This is a genomic window from Streptomyces sp. SP18BB07, assembly GCF_036322545.1.
Taxonomy (GTDB): Bacteria; Actinomycetota; Actinomycetes; order Streptomycetales; family Streptomycetaceae; genus Streptomyces; species Streptomyces deccanensis.
The window spans coordinates 1-13,033 of the sequence record NZ_JAQYWT010000317.1; the positions used below are offsets into that span (position 1 = coordinate 1).

At 73.2% G+C, this 13,033-nt stretch carries 13 protein-coding genes and 1 pseudogene; 5 read left to right on the top strand and 9 right to left on the bottom strand.

Annotated features, from left to right (window positions below; genetic code table 11):
* The 8 genes from PUR53_RS21780 to PUR53_RS21815 form a co-directional block, all read right to left on the bottom strand.
* Positions 1–863: CHAP domain-containing protein (locus tag PUR53_RS21780; RefSeq protein WP_329895409.1), on the bottom strand; the 863-nt coding region annotated here is incomplete at its 3' end.
* A gap of 265 nt (positions 864–1,128) precedes the next feature.
* Complete coding sequence (locus PUR53_RS21785) at positions 1,129–2,352, bottom strand: acyltransferase family protein (protein WP_329909358.1); 1,224 nt, start codon at positions 2,350–2,352, stop codon at positions 1,129–1,131.
* Positions 2,339–3,532, bottom strand: coding sequence for an alpha/beta hydrolase (locus PUR53_RS21790; protein ID WP_329909360.1), 1,194 nt, complete (start codon positions 3,530–3,532; stop codon positions 2,339–2,341). The genes PUR53_RS21785 and PUR53_RS21790 overlap by 14 nt, the downstream gene beginning before the upstream one ends.
* A 133-nt stretch (positions 3,533–3,665) precedes the next feature.
* Positions 3,666–4,451, bottom strand: coding sequence for a class I SAM-dependent methyltransferase (locus PUR53_RS21795; protein WP_329909362.1), 786 nt, complete (start codon positions 4,449–4,451; stop codon positions 3,666–3,668).
* Positions 4,452–4,588: 137 nt separating this feature from the next.
* Positions 4,589–5,284: a response regulator transcription factor gene (locus PUR53_RS21800; protein WP_329909363.1), complete on the bottom strand. Its 696-nt coding sequence runs from the start codon at positions 5,282–5,284 to the stop codon at positions 4,589–4,591.
* A gap of 38 nt (positions 5,285–5,322) precedes the next feature.
* Positions 5,323–5,997, bottom strand: coding sequence for a hypothetical protein (locus PUR53_RS21805; RefSeq protein WP_329909364.1), 675 nt, complete (start codon positions 5,995–5,997; stop codon positions 5,323–5,325).
* Positions 5,994–6,260, bottom strand: a complete 267-nt coding sequence (locus tag PUR53_RS21810; RefSeq protein ID WP_329909366.1) for a hypothetical protein — start codon at positions 6,258–6,260, stop codon at positions 5,994–5,996. Before PUR53_RS21810 ends, PUR53_RS21805 begins: the two co-directional genes overlap by 4 nt.
* 248 nt (positions 6,261–6,508) lie before the next feature.
* On the bottom strand, positions 6,509–7,747 hold the full coding sequence (locus PUR53_RS21815; RefSeq protein ID WP_443080342.1) for a DUF418 domain-containing protein: 1,239 nt from the start codon (positions 7,745–7,747) through the stop codon (positions 6,509–6,511).
* A gap of 274 nt (positions 7,748–8,021) precedes the next feature.
* Between PUR53_RS21815 and dhaK the strand changes: the two genes are divergently transcribed.
* From dhaK to dhaM, 3 genes are all read left to right on the top strand, one after another.
* Complete coding sequence (gene dhaK, locus PUR53_RS21820; protein WP_329895401.1) at positions 8,022–9,014, top strand: dihydroxyacetone kinase subunit DhaK; 993 nt, start codon at positions 8,022–8,024, stop codon at positions 9,012–9,014.
* An 88-nt stretch (positions 9,015–9,102) separates the two neighbouring features.
* Positions 9,103–9,717 (top strand): dihydroxyacetone kinase subunit DhaL, encoded by a 615-nt coding sequence (gene dhaL, locus PUR53_RS21825; protein WP_329909367.1) that lies wholly within the window; start codon positions 9,103–9,105, stop codon positions 9,715–9,717.
* Positions 9,710–10,120: a dihydroxyacetone kinase phosphoryl donor subunit DhaM gene (gene dhaM, locus PUR53_RS21830; RefSeq protein WP_329895399.1), complete on the top strand. Its 411-nt coding sequence runs from the start codon at positions 9,710–9,712 to the stop codon at positions 10,118–10,120. The genes dhaL and dhaM overlap by 8 nt, the downstream gene beginning before the upstream one ends.
* 53 nt (positions 10,121–10,173) lie before the next feature.
* Here the strand turns inward: dhaM and PUR53_RS21835 are convergent, their stop codons facing one another.
* Positions 10,174–10,902: a glycoside hydrolase family 75 protein gene (locus tag PUR53_RS21835; protein ID WP_329895398.1), complete on the bottom strand. Its 729-nt coding sequence runs from the start codon at positions 10,900–10,902 to the stop codon at positions 10,174–10,176.
* A 397-nt stretch (positions 10,903–11,299) separates the two neighbouring features.
* Here PUR53_RS21835 and PUR53_RS21840 point away from each other — a divergent pair.
* Together PUR53_RS21840 and PUR53_RS21845 are read left to right on the top strand one after the other, a co-directional pair.
* Positions 11,300–12,279: pseudogene (locus tag PUR53_RS21840) on the top strand (fibronectin type III domain-containing protein).
* A gap of 162 nt (positions 12,280–12,441) precedes the next feature.
* Positions 12,442–12,978, top strand: a complete 537-nt coding sequence (locus tag PUR53_RS21845; RefSeq protein ID WP_329895397.1) for a hypothetical protein — start codon at positions 12,442–12,444, stop codon at positions 12,976–12,978.
* Positions 12,979–13,033 lie beyond the last annotated feature (55 nt).

Sequence of the window (13,033 nt, forward strand, 5' to 3'; positions counted from 1 at the left end):
CCACTCAGCAACGTCGCCACATGCAGATCACCGTTCGGCGTCGTCGCGGCAGCCACCTTCGCGATGCTCCCGTTCCCGTCCGCCTGCCGCGCACCACTCCACGAACCGTCCGCCGCACGGAGGTTGTGGTACACCCGACCGTTCAACAGCGTCAGGACATGCAGGTCGCCGTTGGGGCCGCCGGCCTCCGCCGTGTCGCCGATGCCGCTGTTGGGGTCGGCAACGCTCGCTCCGCTCCAACTGCCGTCGTCGGAACGGACATTGTGGAACACCCGGCCCGTGGTGGGCGTGGCCGGGGTCCCGGACTCCAGCCCGGCGGGCTTCACATAGCCCGAGATGGACAGGTCGTCCGCGCCCGAGACGGCGGTACGAGGGTTGACGGTCCGGCGTGCGACCTTGTCGCCGTAGTTGCCGTCGACCGTGGTGATTGTGCCGTTGTCGTGGACCGCGCTGACGATCGACACATGGCCGCCGGCGACTGCGGCGGGGGTGCCGTACACCACGATGTCGCCGGGTTCCGGGTTGCCGATGCCGCCCGCGGGCCGGGGGCTGAACTGTCCCCGTTCCTTGCCCCACAGCCCCACCCCACGGGCCACGGCGGTGTCGGGTACGTCGGCGACGCCCGCGGTCCGCCACACCCAGGAGGCGAAGTAGGCGCACCAGGCCACGCTGGTGCAGGGCCCGTACTTCTTGCACTGCCCGTTCGCCTCCGAGGCGCCGACCTCCGCCTCGGCGATCGCGGCGATCTGGGTGCGGCTGGCGGCGTGGCCGAGGCCGGCACCGGCCACCAGGGTGCCGGTGGCGACCGCCAGCACGACGGCGAGACTGAGCAGCAGGCGTACCGTCCGGACGAACAGGGGCACGGGGACGGGCACCGCTGTCGATGCGGGCACGGACGCTGATGCGGATACGGACGCGGACGCGGACGCGGATGTGAGCACGGACGCGGACGCGAGTCCGGATGCGGTTGCGGGCTTCGAGCCCTGCGCTGTGGTCATGCACATGAGCCTCGACGAGCACCCTTCAGCGCGGGTGCAACAGCTCTGCACCGGCCTTGAGGCCACCTCCACGAACACTGGAGCACGATCCCTGGAGCGGGTGGTGGAGGTCGGGCGGCGTCCGGGTCGGTCAGACGACCGCCATGGCATAGCAGGCGAAGGCCCCCGCCAGGAGCGCGACCGCCGCTCGACGCGGCCCTCGGACACCGGTCCAGGGTGCCTCGAAGCGGTGGGTGAAGCGGCCCAGGAGGAGCAGTGTGACCGCGATGAGGGGCAGCCAGGCGAGCCGGGCGAGTACCCAGGCGGTGGTGTCCGGGGACGTGGTGAGCCCGGACACCGGGGCGCCGAGGAGCGAACCGGGTATCGCCAGGGTGAGCAGGGCCGTCTGGTGCCAGCAGAAGATGGTCATCGCGGAGAGATTGACGGCCACGACCGCCGCCCACAGGGAGCGCCGGCGCCGCAGCAGTCCGTCGAGCCGGTCCCGCAGGAGGATCGCCGCTCCGCACTGCGCACAGGCCAGCGCGAGCACGAGCAGGGACGGCGGATGGGAGTTGGTGCGGGCCGCGCCCGGCACGCCGACCATGCTCGCCGGGTAGTGGAGGACGAGAAGCAGCACGGCGAACAGCACGCCGCCCCCGAGCAGCATCAGCCGGGCGCCGCGCCGCCCGAGTCGCCCTTCGCCCCAGCAGACGCCCAGTTGGTACGCGAACAGCCAGCCCGGCCCGAGGTTGAGCAGGCCCAGCCAGGACGGCATGGCGTCCGCCCAGGGGCCGTACCGCAGCAGGTCCACGACGGCGACCGAGGCGAGCAGCGGTACGGCGGACCGTCCGCCCCAGGTCCGCGCGGCTCGCACGCACCACGGCGTGAGGGCGGTCACCACCACGTATATGCCGACGAACCACAGCGGCTGCACGACCAGCACCGCCCCGGTGCGCAGCGTCGTGGCCGGCACCCCGGCGGCGTACAGCACCGGCAGGAGCACGGCCCACACCGCCGCGACACCGAGGACGGGACGGCCGAGACGGGCCAGCCGCCCGCGCAGCCAGGCGCCCGTCGGCACTCCGCGGTCGGCGGAGCGGCGCAGGGACAGGGTGGCGGCGCAGCCGCCCACGAGGAAGAAGATGCCGAGCATCTGCAGCACCCAGCTCACCGGGGCGAGGAACCCGAACGTGGCGAGCGGGCTGGTGTTGTGCAGCGCGCCGTCGGCGCCGAGGGCGAGCCCGCCGAGCATCCAGTGGCCCACGGGCACGGCGAGGAGGGCGAGGGCGCGCAGGCCATCGAGGGCGCGGTCGCGGTGGACGGGTGTGCGCGCCTCGATACGGGCGGCGGCGACGGAGAGGTCAGGCAAGGCCATGGCGGCAGTCCTTCGTGGTGGTGTCGCCGGTCGGGTGGGCGCAGGTGACGGCCCCGTAGGCGCCGACGGCGATGGCGGCGTAGTTGCTCAGGGACGCGGTGCCGGGTGCGAAGTAGCCGGTGTGGCCCTCGGCCCGGTCGGAGGCGACGACCCGGGCCCCGAAACCGGGGGCGGCCGGGTCCGCGCCGTGGCCGAGTCCGAACAGCTCGACGGGCGGGATCCGGCTGATCCAGTCGGTCGCGTTCCGGGCCGTGGCCCACAGCCGGGAACGGGCCCCGACCGGCACCTGGCCGGCGTGCTCGAGACGCATACCGGGCGACGCCGCGACCACGAGGTCGGAGGCCTGCCGTCCGGTCAGCCGGTGGGCGGCGGCGCCGCACAGCACCGAGCCGTAGCTGTGGCAGAACACCGAGGGCGGGGCCACCGGGCGGGTGGTCGCGGCCAGTCCGTCGAGGAAGCGCAGGAGCCGGGGCGCGCCCTCTTCCGCGAGGTGCCCGGTGGCGGCGTCCCAGCCGACGCCGACCGGGGTCGTGTAGCCGACCCACACGATCACCGCGGGGCGGTCCTGCGGGGAACGCCGGGTCATCTCGGCGCGCAGCTCGCGGGCCATGCCGGCCGCGACGTCGTACGAGGCCAGGTCCGTGTCGGAGCCCGGCACGACGACCGCCACCCGGCGGGCGGTCCGCAGATCGCCGTACACCTCGGCGACCTGCCCCCGGCCTCGCGGGTCGAAGGCGAGGACGCGGCGCCCCGGGGTCAGGAGTCCGTCGTACGTCGCCGCCCGCGCCCGGGCCTCGCGGCGGGCGCCCTCGGGCTGCTCCGGGTCCGCGGCGCGGGCCAGTTCGTGGTCGCGTCCGGCGGTGAGGGCGCGGGCGTTGGCCGCGTAGCGGAGGTCGGGCGGGGCTCCGTCGAGGCCGCCCACGACGAGCGGGTGACGCTCGGCCAGTGCGGTCCGCTGGGCCGCCGTCAGTCCGGCGAAGAACCGTGCGACCTGTTCGGGCGTGGCTGACGCGGGGTCCGGCAGCGGCCTGGCGAACAGCCGGTCGGCCGTCCACGCCGCCGTACCGGGAGGCGGGCCCGTGACGGCGGTCTGTACGTCGCCCGCCGCCCAGCCCGCCGTCCCCGCGACCGTCGCCAGCACCAGCGCGCAGGCGGTCAGCCCTCGCGTGAAACGCCTCATGGTGTGTCTCCCCGCTTCCCCGTCGTGCTTCCGTTGCCGTGGTGGGCGAAGGTAGGAAGCGGGGTGGTCGGCGGGCGTCACACCGGGGAGCCAACCTCGGCGTAGCACCCCGGTAGGGGGCGCCGGCCGGACCTCAGCGCAGCGTGAAGAAGATCATCGGGTTGTCGTTGCTCTCCCGCACGGGGTGACCGAGCGCGAGTGACCTCTTGATGTCGTTCAGCCGGTCGTGGATCTCGGGAGCGTGCGCTCGGGACGCGGTGAAGAAGACGTTCTCCCGTTCCGCGAGCCAGCGCAGCACGACCGCTCCCTCCGTGAACGGCAGTGCCCTGCGCCCGTGGAAGACGTCGTGGACGCACACCGGTATGCCCGCCCGCAGCTGCGGGAACAGCTCACGGAGGTACCAGCGGGCGAAGCTCGCGGAGTGCGCCGCGTCGATGAACAGGAAGTCGGCGGTGGAGGCGGGGATCTTCTCCAGGTTCTGTCGGGCGTCCCCCTGGGTGAAGGTCCAGCGGCCGGTGGAGAGGCTGTCGGGGACCTCCCGTACGACGTGGTCGACGATGTCGTACGAGTGCAGGTGGCCGGTGCCGTTGTCGCGCAGGGCGCGCAGGATCCAGGTGGTGGACCAGCCGTGGAAGGTGCCGATCTCCACCACCGTCTCCGGCCGGGCCTCACGCAGGAGGAGATACGTGATCTCCGCCTCTATGTCGTCGAGTTGGGCCTTCATCGAGGTGGGCGGCGCGAGCAGGGTGCGCTGGCGTTCGCGGGCGCGGTCGAGGTCCTCGGCGAAGGTGCGGTAGAGGCGGCTGATGTGGTCGAGGTCGATGGGCCGACCGTCGAGGTGCCCTCGCGCGGGCCCGTCGGCGGGCCGGCCTTCGTGCGGGTGGTGGCCGACGTTCCTGTCGTGGCCGGGCTGGTACATGCCTCACGCTCCTGCGAAACCGTTTCCGTGATCGGGACGCGGTGATGCTGGAGCGTGGGCGGCGGGCCGCGCATCACACCCGGGTGCCAATCCCCGTCTCACCCCGAGGTATGACACTCGGCCGGTCGGGCAGTCGGTCAGGCGGGCGAGGCCCCGGGCACGACGACCCCCGACTCGTAGGCGAAGACGACGAGTTGGGCCCGGTCGCGGGCGCCCAGCTTGGCGAGCAGGCGGGTCATGTGCGTCTTGACGGTCTGCTCGGCCACCACCAGCCGCGCCGCGATCTCGGTGTTCGACAGCCCCTGCGCCACCAGGGACAGCACCTCCGTCTCGCGGGGCGTGAGGCCGTTCAGGCGGAGCCGTGCGGCCCGCGGTTCGACGGGGCTCCGCCGGGCCACGTCCTCGATGAGGCGACGGGTGACGGATGGCGCGAGCAGGGCGTCACCCGCGGCGATCACCCGTACCGCCTGTACGAGTTCGGCCACCGGCGCGTCCTTGAGCAGGAAGCCACCGGCGCCGGCGTGCAGCGCCTCGTAGACGTAGTCGTCGATGTCGAAGGTGGTCAGCATGAGCACCCTGGGCCGGTGCACCACGCCGCGCGGCGGGTTCAGCAGCTGCCGGGTGGCCTCCAACCCGTCCATCTCGGGCATCCGTATGTCCATCAGCACGACGTCGGGGTGGGTGCGACGGCAGACCTCGACGCCGGTCCGGCCGTCGGGTGCCTCGCCCACGACGTCGATGTCGCTCTGCGCGGACAGCAGCGCGGAGAACCCCGAGCGCACCATGTCCTGGTCGTCGACGACGACCACCCGAATCACCGTGCTGTCTGCCATGCCATCCCGCTTTCCTCAGTACACGCCGTACGTGGTGATCAGTGGACGCCGAGGCCCGCCGCCGAGGCGAGCCACTGCGCGCCGATCAGCACGGCCACGGCCAGCGTCGTGACCCGCGCCAGTGCCGGTTCGTCCGCGCGTCGTGCCGTGGTGCCTTCGCCATCTCCGACCCCTCGCCGTCCTGTCCGGCCGCGCGCTCTCGCGGGCCCGGCGGTCCAATCTGCTGCCCCGGGGCACAGCACCGCCTCGGCCGAACGGCCAGAAGCCAGGGGTCGGGACCGCCCTGCCCTGGCCAAATGGTGGAGACGGCGCCACGGGCACCGGCACCCGCACCGCACAGGTCCGCGGATCGATTCGCCTACGGCTTCCCGGAACCGGGGTGGGTGCCCAGGCGGCCCGGCGTCGGGGCACCCGACCTCGCCGATGTACAGCGTCATCTGCCGGCGCGTCCGCTCGGCCTTGGCGGTGGCGGGGTGCCGGGCGTCCCGCATGATCGCCTCCCGCTGGCCCCAGGCGACGAACGGGTCGTCCGTGCGGGGGAGCATGCCGACCGTCTCGGCCTCGGGGTCGTTCCCCACGTCCGGGGTGACCCAGCCGCCGAGGCCGATGGCCTTCTCCCCGGCGGCCATCCGGTTGCCGGCGGAGTCGGAGCCGCGCAGGAACTCGGTGTTGCGGGCCATGCCCTTCAGCCACGTCCAGCCGAACCTCTTCACGTACCGGCTGTAGAGATGGAGCGTCGCGTCGCCGGCTTGTACGGCCTCAGCACCCCCTGCCGCTTCCAGCGCTCGAAGTCCTGGAGCGTCTGCAGCTGCACGACGTCGGGCACCAGGCTGTCCGTCGCGAGCTGGTGGTCGACTCGGGCGTCGTGGTACTTGCTGTAGTCGACGACCATCTCGACCTCGATGCCCGGGAAGCGCTTCTCGAAGGCGTTCTTCGTCTCGTCCTGCCGGTCCTTCCAGTCAGCGCCCGCGTACACGACGAGCCGTCCGCCCTCGGCCTTCGCCGCCGCGTACAGCTGGTCGAGCGACTTGGTCTCCTCCTTCGTGGTCCCCGCAGGAGAAGCGCGTCGGCCGTGCGGAACGGTCGCGGTTCGGGTTCGGGTTCGGGTTCGGGTTCGGGTTCGGGTTCGGGTTCGGAAGCGGGTTGAACAGCATCGAGGAGTTCCAATCCGTGTGGGGAGGGGAAGGCGGGGGGCTGGTCGAGGGGACGGGGGCGGTGGCCCGGTCAGCGGATCAGTTCGGCGGGCTTGGTCGCCTTGCCGATCACCCATTCCAGGGGGCCGCGCCGGAAGAAGCGGGACCAGAGGGTCGCGAACACGGTCACGGCGGCGAGGAAGCCCAGCAGCACGTGCAGCGGGGAACCGGGCAGTTCCTCGATGCCGAGGAGATGGACCCCGACGATGTGGAAGACGTACGCGGTCAGCGACATCGTGCCGACCGCGATCACCGGGCGGGCCAGGCGGTGCAGACGGGGGAAGCCGTCGATCGCGGCGACGCAGACGACCAGGACGGCGATCGCGACACCGGTGTTGCCCAGGATCGACAGGGTCGTCTCACTGTGCGGCGACGCCACCAGCAGGCCTGCGGGGGTGCCGTCCGGGTAGCCCCACGTGTCCGACCACCAGGCCGACCCCACGGAGCCGGGGTCGCCCCAACCGCCCTCGGCCAGGGACTTCAGGGCGCCCGGGACCAGGTGCAGGGCCAGGAACGAACCGCCATGGCCGAGCACGACCAGGCCGGCACCGGTGATCGTCAGGCGTAGGCGTACGGCGGTGGCGGCCAGGTCGAGACGGGCCACGGCCATACCGGCGACGACGAACGGGATCCAGGTCAGGGCCGGGTAGCTCCCGGTGAACATCAGCGAGAGGAAGCCGTCGGCGTCGGCGGGCCAGCTCCAGACGCCACCGGGGTCGCTTTCTTCGAGCACGCGCTGGACCAGGTACAGCACCTGCGGCAGCACCAGGGCGCCGGCCGCCGCGACGACCGCCAGCGAGCGGGCGCCGAGCCGGTGGAGCGGCAGGACGATCAGGAAGTACAGGCCGTAGAAGGCGAGGATCACCTCGACCGGAGTACCGGAGAGGGTGAGCGCGGTGCCCACGGCCAGCAGGACCAGCGCTCGGATCACGACCTTGGCGACCGCCTGGCGGCCCGCACGGCCCGTCTTCGGAGCACGACGGCCGGTCATCAGGATGATCGAGAAACCCGCCAGGAAGGCGAAGAGCGCGGAGGCCCGCCCGTGCGCCGGCTCCATGACGAAGCCGGTCGTGCCCCCTTCGGAGGGGTCGGGGCCGACATGGGCCGCGTACATCCCGAAGACCGCGAGCCCTCGTGCCAGGTCCACCCCGATCAGGCGTCCCACCTGGGAGCTTTTCGTGACGGTGGGCGCGCTCGTGGCGCACGCCGGGACCGCGGTCGAAGGGGCGCCCGGTGGGTCGGCCACCGTGCCGTCCGCGTTCTGGGTCATGCGTCCAGGCTGTGTCGCGACGCGTGCCGGGAGTATCCGGCGAACGTCCGGCCCACCCCCGCCACCCGGCGGATACGGGCCCACCGGACAGTGGGCCCGGCCGACGGGCCGACGGATCCCGCGGTATCGCGCTCAACTGGCCCAGCACTACGCTCGGTTCCACCACACCGGCGACGACACGCACCATGACCGCGGACATCTGAGGGATCATCGAGAAAGCTCCGACCTGGCCACACGCGGGTCGAGGGCCCGCCTACCCCACCGGGAGACTCACATGAAGATGCTGATCAACGTGGCCGAGAGCGTGGTCGCCGACGCGTTGCGGGGCATGGCTGCCGCGCATCCCGAGCTGACCGTGGACGTGGAGAACCGGGTGGTGGTGCGGCGGGACGCGCCGGTGGCCGGGAAGGTGGGGCTGGTCTCCGGGGGCGGATCGGGGCACGAGCCGTTGCACGGCGGGTTCGTGGGGCCCGGGATGCTGTCGGCGGCCTGTCCCGGTGAGGTGTTCACGTCGCCCGTGCCGGACCAGATGGTGCGGGCGGCGGCCGCCGTGGACAGCGGCGCCGGGGTGCTGTTCATCGTGAAGAACTACACCGGTGACGTGCTGAACTTCGACATGGCCGCCGAGCTCGCCGAGGACGAGGGCATCCGGATCGCCAAGGTCCTCGTCGACGACGACGTCGCCGTCACCGACAGCCTCTACACCGCCGGGCGGCGCGGCACGGGCGCGACGCTGTTCGTGGAGAAGATCGCGGGGGCCGCCGCCGAGGAGGGGCAGCCCTTGGAGCGGGTCGAGGCACTGGCCCGGCAGGTCAATGAGAACTCCCGCAGCTTCGGGGTGGCCCTGAGCGCCTGCACCACCCCGGCCAAGGGCAGCCCCACCTTCGATCTCCCCGCCGGGGAGCTGGAGTTGGGCGTCGGGATCCACGGTGAGCCGGGGCGCGAGCGGCGCGCCATGATGACCTCGCGGGAGATCGCCGACTTCTCGGTGAACGCCATCCTGGACGACATGAGCCCCCGCAACCCGGTGCTGCTGCTCGTCAACGGCATGGGCGCCACGCCGCTGCTGGAGCTGTACGGCTTCAACGCGGAGGTGCAGCGGGTGCTCACCGAGCGCGGGGTCGCCGTGGCGCGCACCCTCGTCGGCAACTACGTCACCTCGCTCGACATGGCCGGCGCGTCGGTGACGCTGTGCCAGGTCGACGAGGAACTGCTGCGGCTGTACGACGCGCCCGTGCGGACGCCGGGCCTGCGCTGGGGCGTGTGAGCGGGCCGAACCGGCGGCCACGCACGGCCGGGTCGCGTGGCAGTGCCTCTCACCATCAGTCGATTTCCTCACCACGCAAGGAGATTCCGTGCTCGACGCCGACTTCTTCCGTCGCTGGATGACGGCCACCGCGGCCTCGGTGGAGCGCGAGGCCGAGCGGCTCACGGCGCTCGACTCACCGATCGGGGACGCCGACCACGGCAGCAATCTGCGCCGCGGGTTCGCCGCCGTGACGGCCGTGCTGGAGAAGGAGGCGCCGGACACGCCCGGCGCCGTCCTCGTGCTCGCCGGACGGCAGCTGATCTCGACCGTCGGCGGGGCGTCCGGCCCGCTGTACGGCACCCTGCTGCGCCGGACCGGCAAGGCGCTCGGCGACGCCGCCGAGGTGAGCGAGGCCCAGCTCGGGGACGCGCTGCGCGCCGGGGTCGACGCGGTCATGACGCTGGGCGGGGCGGCCCCGGGGGACAAGACCATGATCGACGCGCTGGTCCCGGCGGTCGACGCGCTCGCCGAGTCGTTCGCCGCGGCGCGGGCCGCGGCCGAGGAGGGTGCCTTCGCGACCACGCCGTTGCAGGCCCGCAAGGGCAGGGCCAGCTATCTGGGCGAGCGGAGCATCGGCCACCAGGATCCCGGTGCCACCTCCGCCGCGCTGCTGATCGCCGCCCTCGCCGCCACCGCCGATCCGGAGGCCGCCGATGTCTGAGGAGAAGCGGGTCGGCATCGTGCTGGTGTCGCACAGCGCCGCCGTCGCCGACTCGGTGGCCGAGCTGGCGCGGGGGCTCGCCGGTGCGGGCGCCTCCGTTCCCGTCGCCCCGGCCGGCGGCACCGAGGACGGGGGCCTGGGCACCAGCGCCGAACTGATCTCGGCGGCGGCCGCCTCCGTCGACCGGGGCGCCGGGGTCGCGGTCCTGACCGACCTCGGCAGCGCGGTCCTCACCGTGAAGGCACTCCTCGCCGAGGGCGACGAACTCCCGGCGGACACGCGCCTGGTGGACGCCCCGTTCGTGGAGGGCGCCGTGGCGGCGGTCGTCACGGCCTCGACGGGCGCGGACCTCACGACGGTGGCGGCCGCGGCGTCGGAGGCGTACACGTACCGGAAGGAGTGACCCTCCGACCGCACCAGGGGATGGCGGGCGCGTGTGGGGAAGGAGCGGTGGTGTCAGTTCGTCGCTCCGCCCCGCATCGTCGCGCCTCGGCGCAGCACCGAACCCTTCACCCACTTCCGGGCCAGCTCCTCGCCCAGTTCGACCGCCGCTTCATGGTCCTCGATCGGGGTCACCTCGGAGTCCTCGAAGACGATGTAGGTGACCCCGGACGCGGTGCCGCCGGTGCGCGGGTCGGGGCGGATGCCGAGCGCCTCGGCGGTGGCGTAGGAGGCCTCGCCGATGATGTTCCGCGGGCCGGTGTCGCCCACGACGGCGTACTCGACCCGGTCTCCGTGGACGACGGCGGCGACGGAACCGCCCTTGATGCCGTGGACCCGGTAGTCCCAGACGCGGCTCGCCGCGGGCACGACGACGAACGGCAGGCTCTCGGAGCGGAGGTGGCGTCCGTCGGACTGCAGGAACGACGTGGCGGGCTGGAACCACGGGTCGGTCTCACGGTTGCAGCGCGGACTCGGCCGGCCGTCGCAGTCGATGTCCATGTCGGCCTTCCAGTACACCGCGCCGTCGACCCCGCACACCGGGATCACGGCGGGCTTCCCCGCGTCGCTGCTGTACAGCCCCTCGGAGACCCGGACGCAGCCGCGCGCCCTGGCCAGCAGCTCGGCGGCGGTCACACCGCCCTCGTACCGCGCCGGGCGCTGCGGATGGGCCAGAGCGGGCAGGGCGACGGGGGCCAGCAGGGCGGCGCCGACGGCGGCCAGCGTCAACGAGCGGACACGCACGATGAGGAACCCTCTCCTGGGGGGACATGACGGACACTCACCCAAAGGTGGTGCGGGTCGGAGAGGACGGCCACCGGGAGGGGGCCGGACGGACCACGCCACGCTCCTCGCGCGGGTGCGCGGCCGAGGGCCCGGGCCCAACTCGGCCCCGGCCGCTCGGCCGCTCAAGTCGGCGCGGGATCGGCGACGACAGCGGCCCGCGCCGTACGGCGTGAACTGGCCTGGCACAGAGGCGAGTTCACGCCGTGTCGGAGCACCAGCATACGTAGCCGCCCGGCGTGCCGTGAACCGCGCCCTCCCCCGACCCGCCCCTTGATGTGACCGCGTCAGTCATGCCATACATGGAGATAGGTACAGACCAATCCCGTCATGGCTCGACGATCGAGGGGGCAGGATCGTGCGACGCGTTCCCGGGCCGGCACTCGTCCTGGTGCCGACGCTCTGCTGCTCGCTGCTCCTCACCGCCGGCTGCGCGACGGAGGAGCGCCCCGGCAGTCGCCCGCCGCCCGCCCCACCCGGCGTGACCGCGACGCGGGCAGCGCCACCAGCGTGCACGTCATGTGGAACCGGGCGCCCGGGGACACGGAGATCGCCCGGTACGAGGTGTACCGGGGCCGCGGCAAGGTGAAGGAGGTGCCGGGCGACGAGCACATGGTGGACGTCACCCGGCTCCGGCCCTCCACCACGTACGTGTTCACCGTGCGGGCCCGCGGCACCTCCGGGGACCTCGGGCCGCCGAGTGCGGAGGTCCGGGTCACGACACCCGCCGCCGGGACGGCGGACCGACGGGCCCCGAGCCGGCCGGGGCGCCTCGACGGGAAGGTGCTCGGGAGCAGGGCGGTGCAGCTGTCCTGGGAGCCGTCGACGGACGACCGGGACGTGGTGTCGTACGACATCCTGCAGGGCGGCTCGAAGATCCACGGTGTGGGCGGGGAGCAGACGGCGGCCGTGGTCACGGGGTTGCGGCCCGGCACCCGCTACTCCTTCACCGTGCGGTCACGGGACGCGGCGGACAACCTCTCGCCCGTGAGCGCGCCGGTACGGCTCACCACCGCTCCGGGCGCGGACGACGGGCGAGCCACCGCGCCCACCGGATTCCGCGCGACAGCGCGCCGGGACGACCAGGCGTACTCCGTGGAGCTGTCCTGGCTGCCTCCGCCCGTGGACGGGGTGGTCACGGAGTACGAGATCCAGCTCGACGGGCGGACGGCGACCACCCTCGTCTGGGGCGGGACCCCGCCCCGGGGCCGGGCCACGTACCGCTTCCATGTGGGCCGGGAGGCCGGGGTGACGTACCGCGTGCGGATCCGGGCGAAACTGCCGGACGGGACGTGGGGCGGGTTCTCGGCGGAGCGGACGGTCACCACCGACGGGTGAGAGCCACGGTGTCCCCCGCACGGCGGTACGCGTCACCTGCCCGGGTGTCGTCCACATGCGGGCGCGGCGCGGGGCACGTTGGCTCACCCCTGAGCAGCACGGTTCCCCCGATCCTCGGCGGCGCAAGGGATGTGCCGTCACCGTGCCGCTGGAGGGCAGACCATGCGTACGTCTCAGCTACTCCTCCGCTCCGGCCTGACGGTGGCCGCCGCCGCGCTGCCGATCGCCCTGACCGCGCAGCCGGCCGCGGCGGTCCCGACGGGGATCTCGGTGAGCACCACGGGCTCCTCGGTCAGCGTCACCACGAGCGATTGCCCCGACAGCACCAACGGCACGTTCGGCACCGCATCGCTGCTCTCCGGCGGGCAGGCGAACTTCTCCCAGGGGCGTCAGGTGACCCTCACGGGCACCAGCACCGCCCAGTCCGCCTCCTGGGCGAACGTGGGCCCGGGCACCTACACCGTGATCGTGGTGTGCAAGGACGGGACCACGGCGGGCACCCAGTCCGTCATCGTCACGGCGGCCACCCCCACCATCTCCACGACCGCCTCGCCCGCACGCGGCGTCATGGGCGGCGTCGGCGGCGCGACCCGGGAGTACGGCACCGTCACGCTCGTGGGCGGCGGAGCGCTGGTGGCCCTGGGCACGGGAGCGGCCGTCTGGTACCTGCGCCGCCGGGCCAAGCCGCACCGCCTCTGACCCCCCGGTGGGCGCTCGTCCCGATGCCCGGCTGACCGGCCGCCCGTGACACGGA

What these genes read in the sequence shown, in the direction of transcription:
- PUR53_RS21785 (WP_329909358.1), bottom strand. Translation starts at nt 2,352, where the DNA reads ATGGCCTTGCCTGACCTCTCCGTCGCCGCCGCCCGTATCGAGGCGCGC.
- PUR53_RS21790 (WP_329909360.1), bottom strand. Translation starts at nt 3,532, where the DNA reads ATGAGGCGTTTCACGCGAGGGCTGACCGCCTGCGCGCTGGTGCTGGCG.
- PUR53_RS21795 (WP_329909362.1), bottom strand. Translation starts at nt 4,451, where the DNA reads ATGTACCAGCCCGGCCACGACAGGAACGTCGGCCACCACCCGCACGAA.
- PUR53_RS21800 (WP_329909363.1), bottom strand. Translation starts at nt 5,284, where the DNA reads ATGGCAGACAGCACGGTGATTCGGGTGGTCGTCGTCGACGACCAGGAC.
- PUR53_RS21815 (WP_443080342.1), bottom strand. Translation starts at nt 7,747, where the DNA reads ATGACCCAGAACGCGGACGGCACGGTGGCCGACCCACCGGGCGCCCCT.
- dhaK (WP_329895401.1), top strand. Translation starts at nt 8,022, where the DNA reads ATGAAGATGCTGATCAACGTGGCCGAGAGCGTGGTCGCCGACGCGTTG.
- dhaM (WP_329895399.1), top strand. Translation starts at nt 9,710, where the DNA reads ATGTCTGAGGAGAAGCGGGTCGGCATCGTGCTGGTGTCGCACAGCGCC.
- PUR53_RS21845 (WP_329895397.1), top strand. Translation starts at nt 12,442, where the DNA reads ATGCGTACGTCTCAGCTACTCCTCCGCTCCGGCCTGACGGTGGCCGCC.